Here is a 15,795-nt window from a genome sequence, read left to right as displayed (position 1 = left end):
TTTATTGAAAATTAATTAAAAAATCACAGGCTATTCTTAGTGCATAAACTACTTCCAGCTTCCTGCCTTTAAGCCTTCAGTCTCATGGTAAGAAGATGAGGTTCAAAACCTGCCTTTTCATACGCTTTTATGGCAGATTCATTCTGAGCATATACGTCCAGTCTTACCTCATTGATTCCCCTTGATTTTGACCAGGAAATGAGTTCATCAGTAATGACTTTATTGATTCCTTTTCCCCTGTGTTCGGGCTTTACATACATAAAACCAAGATAGGCATATTCTTTAAACTGATAATAATCTTTTGCCGCTTTCTTAATCAGAGCATATCCTGATGCAATGATTTCATTATTTTCTTCGGCAACAATTACGGTTGCTTCGGGAGATTGTATCAGATGTTTTAAATCGTAATAATGAATCTCTCCTTCAATCAATGTGCTGTTGAACGGTCTTTCGGCAGTAACAACTCCCTGTTCAAATTCTAAAAGGATTGCTAAATCCTGCTCTTTGGCTTCTCTTGTAATCATGGTGCTATGGGTATAAAATTTGAAACCCACTGAAAGTTTTTGGTTTTCAATGAGTTTTTTTATGTTTTTTCGGATTAGATAAATAATAATTATTTTAAAAGCTTGTCTATGGTTTGTTGAAGTTCAGGGTCTTCAGGAGATATTGCATAATATTTTGCAATGGAAGATTTCTGATCAATCACCATATATCTCGGGATCCAGTTTAGATCTACATAATTATTGAAATCGTTCTTCCAGCCTGTAGAAAACCAATAGTTTTCTTTGTCTTTCATATCAAATCTTTCCAGACTTTTTTCAAACCCTTCTTTTGAACGGTCTAATGATAGAAATACAAAATCAATATTCTTGTTATTTTCTTCTAATTCTTTAGCTTTTGGAAGAGCATTTAAACAGTCTCTGCACCATCCGGCCCAGAAATCAATCACTAAAACTTTTCCTTTATGCTGATTCAGAATCTGCTGGATGGTAACGGTTTTTCCATTTTCATCTTCCAGCTTCTGCTGTAAAGCTTCTTTTGAAAATCCTGTTTTAAGGACAGCAGGTGCTTTTTGTGAATAACTTATTCCAAAAATACCCATCATAAAAATTAATATCAGCTTTTTCATTTCGTACAATTTCATGGGTACAAATCTAAACAATGAATTGGAATCTGAAACTGATTTCCGGTGAATTAGGAAAAATTTATAATATTGATGGATTCTATGGAATAGGAGAGTGAGAGTGTGAAAACCACCCCCGTCAAAAATTCTTTGAGTTTTTGCTACCCCTCCAGAGGATGGGAATATTACGTCTTCAGTTGCAGTATTAGGTTATTTTTACTGATAGTTTTTAATCAGGCCTTTGACAACGGCAATTACATTGGGCATTGCTTTATTGGCAGCATTCAGAACTTCTTCGTGGGAAACGGCAAAAGCGACATCCGGTCCGCCAAGGTCCGTGATCACGGAAATACAGAAAACATCCATTCCCATATGTCTGGCAACTATAACTTCGGGAACGGTGCTCATTCCTACCATATCCCCACCAATAGCTTTAATCATGCCATATTCGGCCGGGGTTTCAAAAGTTGGTCCTTGTAGTGCCACATAAACTCCCTGATGAATTTTAATCTGGTGGTTGGCAGCAGCCTTTTCCGCTGTGGCAATCATTTTTTTGTTGTAAGGCTCGCTCATATCCACAAAACGTGGCCCGAGCTCATCGATATTTTTTCCACGTAAAGGATGCTCAGGCATCATGTTGATATGATCTTTCAGAATAACGATGTCTGCAACATTGTAAGCTGGGTTTACACCACCACAGGCATTGGAAAGAATAAGGTTTTGAATTCCCAGCAAATGAAAAACTCTTATGGGGAATGTCACCGTTTCCATAGAATGTCCTTCATAATAATGGAAACGTCCGCTCATCATCAGTACTTTTTTTCCTTCCAGAATTCCGTAAATCAGTTTTCCGGTATGTCCGGCCACTGTAGTCTGTGGAAAATGAGGAATGTCTTTGTACTCTAAAACATGGATCAGTTCTATTTCATTTTGTAATTTTCCCAGTCCGGATCCTAACACCACTGCAAAATCAGGGGTTTCCTGAATAATATTTTTAATAAAATCTGCAGTTTCTTTAATTTTTTCTAACATAATCTAAGATGATTTGATTGAATTCTTCTTTCTTATCAATCAATACATTGATAGGCCAGTAGTAAACAATTTCTCTAAGATAGTCAAAAGTTTTCAGACGCACATAGTCTTTCTCTGTGGTTAATATCAGTTTATATTCTCCTAATTTTTTATACTCGGCAAGGATTTTTTTAATATCATCATCCGTGAAATTATGATGATCTCTGAACTTTAAATGTTTCACCCTTTTTGAGAATTTTGCCAGATGTTCCAGAAGCGGTTTAGGATTGGCAATTCCGGTGATCAGTAAAATATCATAATAATTCAGGTTATTATCCGGAAGCATTTTATCTTTTCCGTAGACATTTTCGTCATAACCGATGGATGAAAAGAATACTTTCTGCCCGTAAGAAGGTCGTATTCTTGATATATAATACCTTTTTGTTTCCTCCGTCAGTTCATCAGGGCATTTGCTGACCATGATGATGTCGGCCCTTTTATATCCGGCTCTTGATTCTCTAAGATCTCCGGCAGGAAGAAGATAATCCTTGAAAAAAGGATCACTGAAATCGGTCATCAGAATATTGAATCCGGCTTTGATGGCTCTGTGCTGCATGGCATCATCCAGTACAAGAACTTCAAGATCCATATCGTCAATTACTTTTTTGGCTCCGGGAACACGTTCTTCAGAAACGGCAATTACGAAACGGTTTTTAAAACGTTCAAAAAGCTGCATCGCTTCGTCACCCACCATTTTGTAGTTGCTTTCGTAATTTGTTACTTCATAACCTTTGGTAAGCCTTCCATAACCCCGTGAAAGCACTCCGGTTCTGTAATGTTTGGACAGGAACTGAGCAAGATACATCACCATAGGTGACTTTCCGCTTCCGCCCACAGAAAGATTCCCGACATTGATTATCGGTGTTTTGAATTTTGTCGACTTAAAAATTCCCAGATCATACATTGTGTTCCGGATACCCGTTACCAAATGATAACCAAGGGAAAAAGGATAAAGGTACCATCTTTTCATACGATTGCAAAAATAGGAATTTTAATAAGCATTGATGTAATATTCTCGAAGACTTTTCAACAAATATTTCGTTAAATTAAAGTATTTTTGTGGAGTTATTACAATACATTGAGATACTTTATTGAATTTTCTTACAACGGAAAGAATTATTTCGGCTATCAGATACAGCCGGATGCTATTTCTGTACAGGAAGAACTGGAAAAAGCGCTTTCTACCATTTTGCGCGAAGAGATTAAAACAACAGGAGCAGGAAGAACCGATACAGGAGTTCATGCCAAAAAAATATTTGCCCATTTTGATACGGAAAAAGAGTTGGATGATCAGCTTACAAGAAGGCTGAACAGTTTTCTTCCTCCTGATATTTCCATTAAAAGGATTTTTCCGGTAAAAGACGATTTTCATGCCCGTTTTGATGCCACGTACAGAACCTACGAATATTTTATCTCATTGGAAAAAAATCCCTTCACTCAGGAATCTGCATGGCAACACTGGAAAAGATCACTGGATATTAATGCCATGAATGAAGCCTGTAAAATTCTTTTTGAATATGAAGATTTCACCAGTTTTGCCAAATTAAAAACCGACAACAAAACCAATATCTGTAAAATCTACAAAGCAGAATGGGAACAGAACGGAACGGAACTTAAATTTACAGTTTCTGCGAATCGCTTTTTAAGAAATATGGTTCGCGCAATTGTCGGAACGATGGTAGAAATAGGAACCGGAAAACTGAAACCTGAAGATCTCCGTAAAGTGATTGAAGACAAAAACCGTAACGCCGCGGGAACTTCAGCACCGGGACACGGGCTGTATCTTGTAGATGTGGGATATGAATTTTAAATAAAAACTTAAAAAACAAAATAATAATCATGTTATCAATTTTTATTCTTATCGGCGCTTACCGGTATTATGCACAATTAGCAGAAAGGTTTGGAAAAACAAAGTGGCAGTATGGTGTTCTGGCTATCGGTATTTATCTGGGAACTCAGCTTTTGTTAGGCTTAGGTTATGGTATATATATGGGATTAACAGATCCTGAATCCGCAGAAAATGTCAATTATACAGGATTTTCAGCAGTGAATATCGTTGGCTGGTTAATCTCTATTGTTGCAGTTTGGGGAGTTTATAAATTCCTTGAAAATAAATTTATCAAAGAAAGACCGGCAAAGACCATCGAAATTGAAGAGATAGGGAAGACTATTGATCAGTAAGATTTCTTTTTTTAGTATCGGAAATTAAGATTATTTTTAAATACTGTAAGAAATACTAAAAAAAATAGCCATGACTGAAATTGATAAATTAGCCTTCGCATTATATCATTTTGCTGGACTTTCAGAAGAAGATTTCAGACTGTCTGAAAATTTTTGGTTTCCAAAAGAATATAAAAAAGGAGAATTTTATAATCTTCAGGGAAACGTCTGTTCTTATTTAGGATTTATTGTCGATGGAGTTTTTCGTTCTTATGTCATCAATGGAGATACGGGTGAAGAAAAGAATGTTTTTCTTTATTCGGCCAATGGTTTTGTAGTTTCTTTTAAAAGTTTTCTCAATCAGATCCCATGTGATTATTTTACACAGGCCCTTACGAATACTTCTATTATTTTTATCCGGCATGCAGATCTTATTTCTCTTTACCAGCAGTCGCATCAATGGGAAAAATTTGGGAGACTTCTGGCACAGGCAGCATTTAACGTTACCATGACAAGGGTAGAAGGATTTTTATTAAAGTCTCCGGAAGAGCGTTATCTGGATCTGATGAAAGAGCATCCGGATATTTTCAGTAATGTTCCGCTGTATCATATTTCTTCTTATCTAGGGATTCAGGGACCTTCTCTGAGCAGGATAAGAAAAAGAATTTCAGGCAAATAGTACGATTTTAACCTGGGTTAAAGTTTTCGTCATTTTATCTGCAGAAATTTGTTTCATCAATTTAACAAAACAAAAAAGTGAAAATTATGAAAACAAAAACGATCGTATTCATTCATGGGTTATTTGTGAATAATACAAGCTGGAAAGAATGGAAAACTTATTTTGAAGCGCAGGGATATACTGTACATACACCCTCAAATCCGGGACATGGAGGGGATCCCGTATACTTAAAAAATAATATTCCCGGAGAATTAAGACATGTCGGTTTTGACGATACCGTGGACAATCTTGTGAAACTGATTGACAGTCTTCCCGAAAAGCCTATTGTTATCGGACATTCTTTTGGAGGACTTATGGTTCAGAAGCTGATTGACATGGGAAAAGCAGCAGCTGGTATAAGTATTGACGGTGCTCCTCCGAAAAATATCATGGCTCCTTTTTCTACCATTAAAATTGTTTGGCCTGTAGTGAATTTCTTCAAAGGAAACAGTCCATATATGGGAACAAAAGAATGGTATCACAAAGCTTTTTTCAATAATTATTCAAAGGAAGAAAGTGACAGGCTTTACGAGACAGTAGCAGTTCCTGAAAGTAGAAAATTGGCAAAAGATCCTTTGTTTAAAGCTTCTGCAAAATTAGATTTAAAGAAACCCCATCAACCGCTGCTGTTCATTGCAGGCTCTAATGATCATATTTTCCCGGCAGCATTTTCAAAGAAAATAGCAGGGGCTTACAAAGATCCGGGAAGCATTGTCGATTTTAAAGAGTTTGCAGGGAGAAGTCATTTCATCTGTGGAGAGAAAAATTGGGAAGAAGTAGCAGAATATGTTTTAGGCTGGATACAAAAGAATACTTAATCTATTCATATTGTAAATGGTAGGTATCTGATATTTTCTATGACGATTTGCAAAAGTTGTAAAGGCAGTCCGGTTATAATGTCTTATTTTTGCATAGAATATTTTAATTCTTTCTTTCGATTCGTACAATGAAAAAACAAGATACCTGGGGAATTATAAAGAGGCTGTTCTTTATCGGAATGAAATTTCGTTCTTGGTTCATCCTTACCCTTATCATTTCCATATTCCTTTCGATAGTTTCTACTTACAGGCCTTATCTCACTATGCAGGTGGTGGATAATGATATAACAAAGCTTCATGATAAGGCTTTGATGATGAAACATATCTATATCCTTGTGGGATTGGTGTTTGCTGAAACGATTTTAAATTTTTTCCTGGTTTATTTTTCAAATTTTATCTCACAAAATGTGATCAGGGATATCAGAGAGCGATTATATGCTAAACTGATCTATTTCAAAACTTCATTTTTTGATAAAACACCCATCGGACAGCTGGTGACGCGGGCTGTAGGAGATGTGGAAACCATTGCGACGGTATATACAGATGGTTTCCTGATGGTATTTGGAGATATCCTGAGAATTCTGTTTGTATTGGTGATGATGTTCAGTACCAATGTTCACCTCAGTTATATTACACTGGCCATCTTACCTTTGATGGTAGTCATTACGAGATTCTTCCAGAAAAGACTGAAGAAAGCTTTCGGGGATGAGAGAAACTGGACAGCCAATCAGAACTCTTTTGTTCAGGAAAGACTGGCAGGAATGTCTATTATTCAGGTATTCAACAGACAGGAATCTGAGTTTAAGAAATTTGATGATATCAATATTACCCTGAAAGGAGCATTGCTGAGAACCGTATTTATTTTCTCACTGTTCTTCCCTGTGGTGGAACTTATTTCTTCATTATTCATAGGATTTATTCTTTTCTATGGAGGATATATTACCATCAGTGCCGGAGTCGTGATTGCATTTATCCAGTATATTTCAATGCTGATCCGTCCTTTGAGACAGATTGCTGACCGTTTTAACAATATCCAGCGAGGAATTGTAGGAGCAGAAAGAGTGCTGGGATTAATGGATGAAGAAAACTCGATGCCGAATAACGGAACCGTGAAGAAAGATCATTTTGCAGGAAAAATTGAATTCCAGAAAGTACACTTTGCTTATGATGAAAAGCAGGAAGTACTGAAAGGAATTGACTTTAAAGTAAATCCGGGAGAAACGGTAGCCATCGTTGGTGCTACAGGTGCCGGAAAGTCTACTATCATTAGTCTGATTACAAGATTATATGATATCAACTCCGGAAATATCCTGATTGATGATGTGGATTTAAAAGATTATGAGCTTTATAATCTCAGAAGTCATATCGGCGTGGTGCTGCAGGATGTATTCCTTTTCCACGGAAGTATTTTTGAAAACCTTGCCTTCGGGGATGATAGTATCACACTGGAAAAAATAAAAGCGGGAGCGAGAGAAATTGAGGTAGATCAGTTTATCGAGCAGCTTCCCGGTGGATATGATTATGTAGTGAGCGAAAGAGGCTCTTCAATCTCTTTAGGTCAGAGACAGTTACTGTCTTTCCTGAGAGCTTATTTATCAGATCCTAAAATTTTAATTCTGGATGAAGCTACCTCTTCCATTGATCATGAAAGTGAAAAGCTGATTCAGAGAGCTACAGAGAAAATTACGAAAAATAGGACCTCCATTATTATTGCCCACAGACTTTCCACCATTGAGAAAGCAGACAAGATTATTGTGATGGAGCATGGTAAAATCGTAGAAGAAGGAAAGCATCTTGAACTTCTGGATAAGAACGGATATTATGCCACGCTTTATAAAGCTCAGCTTCGACATGAAGTGGAAATGGAAGAAAAAAAAGAATCATAATCGGGAAGAAATTATTCTTTTGAATGAGATAAACAAAAAAGAGAGTCAGCAATAACTCTCTTTTTTTATTCTATAATTGAAATAATTAAAATTTTAATTTTTTCGTAATTACTTTTCCGTCTTCCAGTACTGCTGTAGCTGTGATGATTATATTTTTCTGGTCAACAGGATATTTGAATTCTGAAGATTTAATATCATTTTTTCTCATCAGTAATCTTCCTGCAGCATCATAAATATGTACCGCGGAAATTTTCACATTACTTCTTACAGATACTGAATTTTCATCTTTAAAAATAACAGGTGCATTTTTCAATCCTGTATTTTGTATTGCTAATACATTCTGAGGTTCAATGATGACGGAGTAATCTTCCACCTGTCCGTACTTTGGAGTATAACATGCCGTTACTGCTGTTCCGTTGTACTCTCCAATGACTCTCATTCTTAAAGGAGTATTGGTTATTGCACCCGCAGGAGGAGTTACCTGTGCTGTAGCCAATGAACCATTGCTTATTCCACTTTGATTAAGAACCAGCTCTGTAGATTCATCGAATTGACCGTCATTATTATAATCAATATATGCTTTGATAATGTGAGGGTTGTTTGTTCCCGGAGCTACAGTAAGTGTGGTGGCTGCATTTTGGGGAATATTGGTTTTTGAAATCCCCAAACAGTAAGTACCGGTAAAGTTTTCATAAAAATTATTGGTTGCCTGCTTATAATTAGTTGAATAATTATTAATACTTCTAAACTTTACCAAAGTAATTCCTACATTGTAATTACCCGGATTTGTAATGGTTGCGGGAGTACATGCATTGGTTAATGTTACATTGTTATTAATAGTAGTTGGAGATCCAACCGGTGAGTTGATCAGCGATTGTCTGTATTGTAAAAGCTGTGCTGTAGCTCTGTTGGTCTGTCCTTGTGTAAATAAATCTCTGAAACAGTAGGTATAAGCCATCACATTTCTCTCACCACCATTGTATAATTGGGTGGTACAAGGATTGATCTGTCCGGTTTGACATGTGTGAGGAACTGAGGAATGATAAAGACTTTTCATAGGCTCAGTATCACAAACAAGATCTCCTTCTAAAGTACAGTCATTGTTGACAGGGCAGTCTCCTGTAGTTTCATTGTATCCCTCATGCGTATGTCTGAGTCCCAAAGCGTGTCCGAATTCATGCCCTAAAGTCTGAGCATTAACAGCGGATGCACTTGCTGCCATAAAAGAATAATCTTTGCTTCCTCCCGGATAATAAGCGAAGCCATTTAATCCTCCGGAGTTGGATGTTAATTTTTTAACAACATAGATATTATAATATTTAGAAGTATCCCACATTCCCATTGCAGTAATCTCAGAAGCAGTTACGGCATTGGTTGTATTGTCATTATTTACACCGCCGCTTACATATTTGGGAAGACCTGAAGCATTGATTCTATTGATCCCGTTAGTTACATTACAGTTAGGATCCTTGGTTGCAAAAACAAATTTGACAGGCAGTATTGCACTTGTTCCTGACATTCCGCTGGTGGAACTTCCTGCAAAAACACCATTGGTATAGTTTATCCATGCAATGATGTCTGCGTCAGACTTATTATTAGCAGTTCCTATAGCACTTCCGTCTCCTACAACGTGTACAACAATAGGGATTTCGTATACCTGATTGTTGAGCTTAGACGTAAATTTGCCACTTTTGATCATTTTTGACAATTCCAGGTTGAAAGCATCGTCACGCGCTTTCTCTTCAGGATACCTTTCATAATGTTTTTTCATTAATTCATCGGTTCCGCATTCCTGGAATTCCAAATGTTGTGAATAAAAATTTGAGCAGAATGTGCCTGAAATAAGCAGAAATAATAATTTTTTCATAGTATTTTTATTTAAATGGTTGGGAATTTAAAAATAAATAAAAAATACATACAATTCATTACTACTTTTTAAAACTGCAGAAAACAAAATTCTGAACTGTATCAAAGGGAGTGATATGATCTTCAGTAATACATTTTATTTTTTCAAAGCTTTCTTTAAATTTTTCGGATAATGATTCTTCATCATACTGCTGAATATCCAATCCACTGCATTTCGTAGGACCGTTTTTCGAAAAAGTTCCGAGGATCATAAAGTTATTCACATTCTTTTCTGCAATACCGATATATTTTGAAACCTGTTCCGGGGTTGTCAGAAAATGAAAGGCTGCTCTGTCATGCCAGATATCATAGGTTTCCATAGGTTCGAAAGCCGTAATGTCGCTAGTGATCCATTTTACTTTGTCTGCTGCTGCTCCAAGTCGTTTCTGTGCTTTTTCCAAAGCTTTAGCAGAAATATCAAGAACTGTAATATTTTTATAACCTTCCTCCAAAAGAAAATCAACAAGGTTGCTGTCTCCACCACCAATGTCTATGATGCTGGCCTCTTTTCCCAATCCGGAAGAATGTATAAAATCAAGGGAAGTCTGAGGTTTTTTCTGGGTCCAGCTTACCTGATCCGGATTTTTGGTTTCATATACATTTTCCCAGTGATTTTTGTTGTCAGAAGATATCATGATTCTTTTAATTGATTATTGATCTCTTCAAATTTATTAATTAATTCGTCAAGTTTACCTTGCTGTTTCTTTATTGTTCGCGGTCTCAGATAAAACCAGTTGAAAGCAATCCAGACAGATGTTAAAGCATAGGCCAGAATACCTGAGCTAAGGGGCATTCTTGAAGTATATTCATACATATACAGACATATTCCCAGAAAGAGCATGACAAAATATAAGTTAAGTATGGTGGTCTGCATAAATTTCTGCTTACTCTTTACTACATATAAACTCTGGAGATACTCGTTGTTTGACTGCGTCTGATCAATCTTGTAAAATACCATAAACATTTTGTTGTAGGCAAGAAGAAAAATAACCATTCCCAGCACGACAAGTACAATCCCGATTTTTGTAGTGATCATTTCAGGCTGGTAACGGTACCAGATAAAAAGAATCAATAAGGAGGTAGCGATCAATCCAATATTAGCAAAGATTAGTCTGCGCAGATTTTGATTTCTGAATTTTTTCAGCTTACCGAGAAGCGCATCCAGATCAGGTTTGTGGGAAGTCTGCTGCTTCCATATATTTTTAAAATCTATATTAGAATCCATTTTCTTTAAACTTTTGCGTTAATTTTTCTTTTATTCTGTGAATCTTTACCCTTATATTGGATTCAGAAAGTCCTACGATATGGGCTATCTCAGCCTGTTTTACCTCTTCCAGTTCCAATGAAATAATAATTCTGTCCGTTTCAGGCAGTTCTGAAATAAACTGGTAGAGCATCTGGATCTGAGGTTCTATAGATTCCTGTTTTTTCTCTTCCAGATTCATGGGCAGACCGGTTTTGCTGAATTTCTTTTCCTTTTCAATCTGCCGGAGGCAGTTATTGGATGCAATTCTGAAAATCCACGTCCCTATACTGGATTCATTCCTGAATTTCGGAAGCTGCTGCCAGACGATGATAAAGGTTTCCTGGGCAAGATCCTGAGCAAGTTCGGCATCATTTACATATCCCATACATAAACGGAATATCCTTTGCCAATAGAGTTCATATATCTCTTCAAAAACCATTATTTCGCAGATAAAAAGTGAGTAAGCTGATTAAGATACCAATCCTTATCATCGTACATGATAAAATGCAAACCTTTTGAAGCATACTGCATATTGGCATTTTTTAAATTTTTGTACTGGTTTTCGATCGTTGGCTTTAGAGTAACAAAATAAGATTCCAGAAGAATAAGGGAAGGACATTGGATGTTTTTTATTTTCTCTCTGAGATCGGTATTATAAAAATCACAGTACATTTTAGCAAATGTTTTTCGGTCCGATTTCATACTCCAGTTGATTACCGTTTCCTGCATAGAAATATCAGCCATAAGACGTGGCATAGCCTGTGCCTGCATTTTCCGGAACTGCTCATCGTTCATCGCTGTCAATTGAGCAATAGCAGGCGAACAGTCATTATTTTCTTTCGATGTAAAACTGGGATCAGATAGCGCTGCCAGGCAGGGAAGCGTGTCTACGATGATAATTTTACCTGCAAGCTCCGGATAATCTGCCGCTATGGCCAGGGCAAGACCACCTCCCATACTGTGCCCGATAAGAATGGGCTTCTCAATTTTATTGTCTTTGATATAGGTTGCAATTCCTTTTTCCCAGTCTTTAAAACTGGCATCTGTCTGGGGTTTTATTCCTGCAAATCCAGCCATTGTTAAAGTATAGCAGGTGAAATCTTTTTCAAACTTTGCGATGGTTTCATTCCAGACGTCACCTGAAGAAGCAAATCCGGGAATGAAAATTAATGCCTGATTTCCGTTTCCTGTTTTCTTTAATTCAAACGGATACACTGTTTGTTGGCCGAATATATTGCATACTGCTAAAAAAAACAACATAATGATTAAAAGGAGTGTAAATTTTTTCATGATTTCTTAAGTTTTAAAGTGTATTTGTCTTTTAGAGACGAACCTTAAAAAAATGTTACACACTATTTGATTTTTTTTGAAAAAAAATATTTCTCCTCCTTCTCAACCCTTTTGTTCAGGGCAAAATCATATGAAATTTATTTTAGCGATTTTTTGTTAATGGTTCAATAATATTAAATTGATAAGTATTTATTCGGGATGATTAATCCAATATTTTCCCATAGAACCTGCTGATGTCAAAATAAAATCCGGGAATTTTATATTGGTCCTTTTCAAACTCCTGATAATCGCATTTTCCCTTCAGGCTTTGAGATTTTGTTTCCATTTGAAATCTGTTTAAAAGGACATATTCATCTGTTACAGAAATCACATGAAAACCTGTTTCACATGTGAGACCATCGCCGGAAGTAAGAATGGCATTTAATAATCCGTGGAAATTTCCTGCAATTTTTTCGGCGGTAGCATCATCTTTATTCAAATGATACAAGTAAGCGAGATAATTCATAGCCCGCAAATCCAGTGGATTTTCCTCCAATGCACCCAGGAACAACTGGATTCCCTTTGAAAGATCTTTTTGGGAGATGCCTTCACCTCGGTAATATTTGGCTACTTCTTCAGCTTTCTTTCCTATTTTATAAGGTTGATATTCTTTTTGAAATGTATATCCGAAATAAAGATGACGGTACTGATTGCTGGTAAGGAGCGTATCGTTCTGCTTTAATCTTTTTAAAAGCTTTGGATAATAGAATTCTGAATTTTTATCCTCAATACTTTTTTGAATGGCAGCATAATCCGGTGCTTTGAATTCCATTTTCTGAGCATGCAGAAAAGTCAGCAGTGTTAGAAAGAATAAAGTGAAAAATGCTTTGATACTCATGGTTTGTATAAGGTTGTTACAATTTTTTGTGAGATTAAAAATACGAAATATGCATCAATCGGGTAATATCAACTTACTATTTGTAAAAAAAATAATAAAATATTATCAAACTGCTACTTTGTGTCAATAAATTTACTAACTTTATTCGGAATTTGAGATGTTACCCCTGACATTTGAAGGGGTAAAAGGAATTTTTAACTAAAAAACTAAAAATATTAATGAGCAGTAGTAGTATACAAGATGAATTTAAAGTCTTCAAAGACGAATTAAGAAAGTTGAATATCGAAGTACAGAAAGTTGTGAAAGTAGGAAACAGCAGTATGGATTTCCATGAGGTTTTCTACAAATCGCCGAGGTATGAAGAGGTAAAAAGTATCTATGTCCAGCGTCATAATCTGGATCATATGATTGAAAAATTTAAACAGGCCTATCATTAAAAATAGAATATGCGCCGCAGAAAATCTGCGGTGCATGTTTTTTATAATTTAATCTTTATCCAGTGTAGAGGTCTTTTTGGTGTCTTTCATTCCGGTATAAACAACCAGAGAAAAAAGAATACAGCCGGTAATATACCAGTAAAAATATTCTTCAGACCCTATCTTCTTAAACCAAAGCGCAAGATATTCTGCTGTTCCGCCAAATACAGCAACAGTAATAGCATAAGGTAAACCTACACCAAGTGCCCTGATTTCAGAAGGGAAAAGTTCTGCTTTTACTACCGCATTGATCGAAGTGTAGCCGCTTACAATAATTAAAGCTGCCATAATCAGGAAAAATGCACCCCATATTGAAGAGGTAGTACTGAGAGCCGTAAGGAGCGGAACGGTACATAAAGTTCCCAAAATACCAAAACCTAAAAGAAGCGGCCTTCTTCCGATTTTATCTGATAATCCTCCAAATACAGGCTGAAGACAGGCAAATATAAAGAGTGAAACAAAGGAGACTAATGTAGATTCTTCCTTGGTAAGATGTACTGTATTTACCAGGAATTTTTGCATATAAGTGGTGTAGGTATAAAATGCCAGCGTTCCTCCTAAGGTCAGCCCCACAACGGTAAGCAAAGCTTTTGGATGTTTCATAAGCTCTTTTACCGTTCCTTTTTTCTTTTCGCTGACTTCTTTTTTATTCTCAAAAGCTTCCGTTTCATGAAGATTAGCTCTAAGATATAAGGCAATAATAGAAAGCATAGCTCCGATCACAAAAGGAATTCTCCATCCCCATTCTTCAAGCTGGGCCTCAGTGAGTAATAATTTTTGTAAAATAAGCTGAATACCTAAAGCAATAAGCTGCCCGCCAATCAAAGTGACATATTGAAAGCTTGAATAAAATCCTCTTCTGTCCTGCGTGGCCATTTCGCTGAGGTAAGTGGCGGAAACTCCATATTCACCACCCACACTTAGCCCCTGAAGTAATCTTGCCAGTAAAAGTAATAAAGGGGCCAGAATACCAATAGACTGATAAGTGGGAGTAAGGGCAATCAGCAGAGATCCAAAAGACATCAGCAGGACGGAGAGCGTCATTGCTTTTTTCCTTCCGATCTTATCTGCAATGCTTCCGAACATCCAGCCGCCGATAGGGCGCATGAGAAAACCTACGGCAAAGATCCCTGCGGTATTCATCAGTTGGGCATTGAGATCAGAATCAGGAAAAAATGAATGGGAGAAATAAATGGCGAAGGCTGCGTAAGCATACCAGTCGTACCATTCAACGAGATTACCGATAGATCCGCCAATGATGGCTTTGATTCTTTGACCTGTGGTGATTGAGGCTGAGTCCATAGATGTTGTTTCCAGAAAGTTTTTTTATAATGACATCCAAGATACAAAATTCAGAAAAAAATAAACCGTTCCTAAAAAGAACGGTTGAATACTATATTAAGAATGATTTCTTAAAACCGATATCCAATGGAAAGCCCGCTTCTGAAGCCTGCCCACGGCCCGTCTACTTTTATTCTGGCACCATTGGCATTGGTTTCTACGGTATACTTAACAAATGGAATGTCCAGATTTTCAATTTCCTTTTTAAGCTGAGCCTGCATATCAGGCGTCAGTACATAATCCGAGGTCATGGTAAAATCACCTTTTCCGCTTCCGTAATGGGCTCCAGCGATCCAGAAATCAAGGACAAGATTCTGGCTTCTGGTCAGAAAGAATTGTACCCCAACCATTAATCCACCACTGTTTCCATTGGTGTCCCCCTGTCCTTTGAGTGGAATTGGATAGGTAACTCCATTCGGACCCTTATAATCATAATAAAAATCAAAAGTATTGGAAGTAACACTTGAGTACCGGTAATAAGGAGCAAAATAAAATCCTTTTCCATAGCCTTTACCGATATAAAATCTTGGTTCAATGGTGAAATTGGTTGCTTTTACTCTAAGATTCTGGAATCTTTTTTCATCTTCATCTTTCAGAAAAGCATTAATGAAAGGTACTTTTCCTTCAGGCATTGTGCCGAAACCGAGATTCACAGAAAACCATTGGCTGATAGCTCTTTCATAAGACAGATTGATATTTCTGAACGTATAAGCCGTGACATTGGTCTTGATGATATTCATCTTCTCTGCCGGGCTGTTCTGAATTTCCTGAGCTCCCAGGACCGAAAACAGGAAGTACGGAATTACTATGAATGCTTTTTTCATGACTCAATATTTTGTGATGTAAAAAAATACCAGCAAAAAACGGGCTGAATTTAACATAAT

The 15,795-nt window shown here is 36.8% G+C and carries 18 protein-coding genes; 6 read left to right on the top strand and 12 right to left on the bottom strand.

The window, feature by feature from the left end; all coding sequences use genetic code 11:
• Positions 1 to 68 precede the first annotated feature (68 nt).
• From JNG87_RS02035 to lpxK, 4 genes are all read right to left on the bottom strand, one after another.
• Positions 69 to 524: a GNAT family N-acetyltransferase gene (locus tag JNG87_RS02035; RefSeq protein ID WP_202841434.1), complete on the bottom strand. Its 456-nt coding sequence runs from the start codon at positions 522 to 524 to the stop codon at positions 69 to 71.
• An 89-nt stretch (positions 525 to 613) separates the two neighbouring features.
• On the bottom strand, positions 614 to 1,129 hold the full coding sequence (locus tag JNG87_RS02030; RefSeq protein WP_202841432.1) for a TlpA family protein disulfide reductase: 516 nt from the start codon (positions 1,127 to 1,129) through the stop codon (positions 614 to 616).
• 210 nt (positions 1,130 to 1,339) lie between these two features.
• Positions 1,340 to 2,155 carry a purine-nucleoside phosphorylase gene (locus tag JNG87_RS02025; protein WP_202841430.1) on the bottom strand — a complete coding sequence of 272 codons (816 nt, stop codon included), beginning with the start codon at positions 2,153 to 2,155 and terminating at the stop codon, positions 1,340 to 1,342.
• Complete coding sequence (gene lpxK, locus JNG87_RS02020) at positions 2,139 to 3,164, bottom strand: tetraacyldisaccharide 4'-kinase (RefSeq protein WP_202841428.1); 1,026 nt, start codon at positions 3,162 to 3,164, stop codon at positions 2,139 to 2,141. Before lpxK ends, JNG87_RS02025 begins: the two co-directional genes overlap by 17 nt.
• A gap of 108 nt (positions 3,165 to 3,272) precedes the next feature.
• Between lpxK and truA the strand changes: the two genes are divergently transcribed.
• The 5 genes from truA (at position 3,273) to JNG87_RS01995 (ending at position 7,776) form a co-directional block, all read left to right on the top strand.
• On the top strand, positions 3,273 to 4,004 hold the full coding sequence (gene truA, locus JNG87_RS02015; protein WP_202841426.1) for a tRNA pseudouridine(38-40) synthase TruA: 732 nt from the start codon (positions 3,273 to 3,275) through the stop codon (positions 4,002 to 4,004).
• 29 nt (positions 4,005 to 4,033) lie between these two features.
• Positions 4,034 to 4,375, top strand: a complete 342-nt coding sequence (locus JNG87_RS02010) for a hypothetical protein (RefSeq protein ID WP_202841424.1) — start codon at positions 4,034 to 4,036, stop codon at positions 4,373 to 4,375.
• A 70-nt stretch (positions 4,376 to 4,445) separates the two neighbouring features.
• A complete protein-coding gene (locus JNG87_RS02005) occupies positions 4,446 to 5,033 on the top strand; it encodes a Crp/Fnr family transcriptional regulator (RefSeq protein WP_202841421.1) in 588 nt (195 codons plus the stop codon).
• Positions 5,034 to 5,119: 86 nt separating this feature from the next.
• Entirely contained in the window at positions 5,120 to 5,890 is a 771-nt protein-coding gene (locus JNG87_RS02000) for an alpha/beta hydrolase (RefSeq protein ID WP_202841419.1), read from the top strand.
• 128 nt (positions 5,891 to 6,018) lie between these two features.
• On the top strand, positions 6,019 to 7,776 hold the full coding sequence (locus JNG87_RS01995) for an ABC transporter ATP-binding protein (RefSeq protein ID WP_202841416.1): 1,758 nt from the start codon (positions 6,019 to 6,021) through the stop codon (positions 7,774 to 7,776).
• Positions 7,777 to 7,861: 85 nt separating this feature from the next.
• On the opposite strand, the gene JNG87_RS01990 is transcribed toward JNG87_RS01995, so the two are convergent.
• The 6 genes from JNG87_RS01990 to JNG87_RS01965 all read right to left on the bottom strand — a co-directional run bounded on the left by JNG87_RS01990 (position 7,862) and on the right by JNG87_RS01965 (position 13,094).
• Positions 7,862 to 9,643 carry a GEVED domain-containing protein gene (locus JNG87_RS01990; protein WP_202841414.1) on the bottom strand — a complete coding sequence of 594 codons (1,782 nt, stop codon included), beginning with the start codon at positions 9,641 to 9,643 and terminating at the stop codon, positions 7,862 to 7,864.
• A 61-nt stretch (positions 9,644 to 9,704) separates the two neighbouring features.
• Complete coding sequence (locus tag JNG87_RS01985; RefSeq protein WP_202841412.1) at positions 9,705 to 10,316, bottom strand: class I SAM-dependent methyltransferase; 612 nt, start codon at positions 10,314 to 10,316, stop codon at positions 9,705 to 9,707.
• Positions 10,313 to 10,906 carry a hypothetical protein gene (locus tag JNG87_RS01980; protein ID WP_202841411.1) on the bottom strand — a complete coding sequence of 198 codons (594 nt, stop codon included), beginning with the start codon at positions 10,904 to 10,906 and terminating at the stop codon, positions 10,313 to 10,315. Before JNG87_RS01980 ends, JNG87_RS01985 begins: the two co-directional genes overlap by 4 nt.
• Entirely contained in the window at positions 10,896 to 11,366 is a 471-nt protein-coding gene (locus JNG87_RS01975; RefSeq protein ID WP_202841409.1) for an RNA polymerase sigma factor, read from the bottom strand. Before JNG87_RS01975 ends, JNG87_RS01980 begins: the two co-directional genes overlap by 11 nt.
• Positions 11,366 to 12,217: an alpha/beta fold hydrolase gene (locus tag JNG87_RS01970; protein WP_202841407.1), complete on the bottom strand. Its 852-nt coding sequence runs from the start codon at positions 12,215 to 12,217 to the stop codon at positions 11,366 to 11,368. Before JNG87_RS01970 ends, JNG87_RS01975 begins: the two co-directional genes overlap by 1 nt.
• Positions 12,218 to 12,419: 202 nt before the next feature.
• Positions 12,420 to 13,094: a DUF4919 domain-containing protein gene (locus tag JNG87_RS01965; RefSeq protein ID WP_110008185.1), complete on the bottom strand. Its 675-nt coding sequence runs from the start codon at positions 13,092 to 13,094 to the stop codon at positions 12,420 to 12,422.
• A 218-nt stretch (positions 13,095 to 13,312) separates the two neighbouring features.
• Here JNG87_RS01965 and JNG87_RS01960 point away from each other — a divergent pair, with 218 nt between their 5' ends.
• Positions 13,313 to 13,531, top strand: a complete 219-nt coding sequence (locus JNG87_RS01960; RefSeq protein WP_202841406.1) for a hypothetical protein — start codon at positions 13,313 to 13,315, stop codon at positions 13,529 to 13,531.
• A 48-nt stretch (positions 13,532 to 13,579) separates the two neighbouring features.
• Here JNG87_RS01960 and JNG87_RS01955 read toward each other — a convergent pair whose 3' ends face one another.
• Together JNG87_RS01955 and JNG87_RS01950 are read right to left on the bottom strand one after the other, a co-directional pair.
• Positions 13,580 to 14,872, bottom strand: coding sequence for an MFS transporter (locus tag JNG87_RS01955; protein ID WP_202841405.1), 1,293 nt, complete (start codon positions 14,870 to 14,872; stop codon positions 13,580 to 13,582).
• A gap of 110 nt (positions 14,873 to 14,982) precedes the next feature.
• On the bottom strand, positions 14,983 to 15,735 hold the full coding sequence (locus JNG87_RS01950) for a DUF3575 domain-containing protein (RefSeq protein WP_110008182.1): 753 nt from the start codon (positions 15,733 to 15,735) through the stop codon (positions 14,983 to 14,985).
• Positions 15,736 to 15,795 lie beyond the last annotated feature (60 nt).

Origin of the sequence: Chryseobacterium cucumeris, from assembly GCF_016775705.1 — a bacterium.
Lineage (GTDB): Bacteria > Bacteroidota > Bacteroidia > Flavobacteriales > Weeksellaceae > Chryseobacterium > Chryseobacterium cupriresistens.
Note: the sequence above shows the minus strand (reverse complement) of the source record. Positions and strands in the feature narration are given on the sequence as shown.

What these genes read in the sequence shown, in the direction of transcription:
- JNG87_RS02035 (WP_202841434.1), bottom strand. Translation starts at nt 524, where the DNA reads ATGATTACAAGAGAAGCCAAAGAGCAGGATTTAGCAATCCTTTTAGAA.
- JNG87_RS02030 (WP_202841432.1), bottom strand. Translation starts at nt 1,129, where the DNA reads ATGAAAAAGCTGATATTAATTTTTATGATGGGTATTTTTGGAATAAGT.
- JNG87_RS02025 (WP_202841430.1), bottom strand. Translation starts at nt 2,155, where the DNA reads ATGTTAGAAAAAATTAAAGAAACTGCAGATTTTATTAAAAATATTATT.
- lpxK (WP_202841428.1), bottom strand. Translation starts at nt 3,164, where the DNA reads ATGAAAAGATGGTACCTTTATCCTTTTTCCCTTGGTTATCATTTGGTA.
- JNG87_RS02010 (WP_202841424.1), top strand. Translation starts at nt 4,034, where the DNA reads ATGTTATCAATTTTTATTCTTATCGGCGCTTACCGGTATTATGCACAA.
- JNG87_RS02005 (WP_202841421.1), top strand. Translation starts at nt 4,446, where the DNA reads ATGACTGAAATTGATAAATTAGCCTTCGCATTATATCATTTTGCTGGA.
- JNG87_RS02000 (WP_202841419.1), top strand. Translation starts at nt 5,120, where the DNA reads ATGAAAACAAAAACGATCGTATTCATTCATGGGTTATTTGTGAATAAT.
- JNG87_RS01995 (WP_202841416.1), top strand. Translation starts at nt 6,019, where the DNA reads ATGAAAAAACAAGATACCTGGGGAATTATAAAGAGGCTGTTCTTTATC.
- JNG87_RS01990 (WP_202841414.1), bottom strand. Translation starts at nt 9,643, where the DNA reads ATGAAAAAATTATTATTTCTGCTTATTTCAGGCACATTCTGCTCAAAT.
- JNG87_RS01985 (WP_202841412.1), bottom strand. Translation starts at nt 10,316, where the DNA reads ATGATATCTTCTGACAACAAAAATCACTGGGAAAATGTATATGAAACC.
- JNG87_RS01980 (WP_202841411.1), bottom strand. Translation starts at nt 10,906, where the DNA reads ATGGATTCTAATATAGATTTTAAAAATATATGGAAGCAGCAGACTTCC.
- JNG87_RS01975 (WP_202841409.1), bottom strand. Translation starts at nt 11,366, where the DNA reads ATGGTTTTTGAAGAGATATATGAACTCTATTGGCAAAGGATATTCCGT.
- JNG87_RS01970 (WP_202841407.1), bottom strand. Translation starts at nt 12,217, where the DNA reads ATGAAAAAATTTACACTCCTTTTAATCATTATGTTGTTTTTTTTAGCA.
- JNG87_RS01965 (WP_110008185.1), bottom strand. Translation starts at nt 13,094, where the DNA reads ATGAGTATCAAAGCATTTTTCACTTTATTCTTTCTAACACTGCTGACT.
- JNG87_RS01960 (WP_202841406.1), top strand. Translation starts at nt 13,313, where the DNA reads ATGAGCAGTAGTAGTATACAAGATGAATTTAAAGTCTTCAAAGACGAA.
- JNG87_RS01955 (WP_202841405.1), bottom strand. Translation starts at nt 14,872, where the DNA reads ATGGACTCAGCCTCAATCACCACAGGTCAAAGAATCAAAGCCATCATT.
- JNG87_RS01950 (WP_110008182.1), bottom strand. Translation starts at nt 15,735, where the DNA reads ATGAAAAAAGCATTCATAGTAATTCCGTACTTCCTGTTTTCGGTCCTG.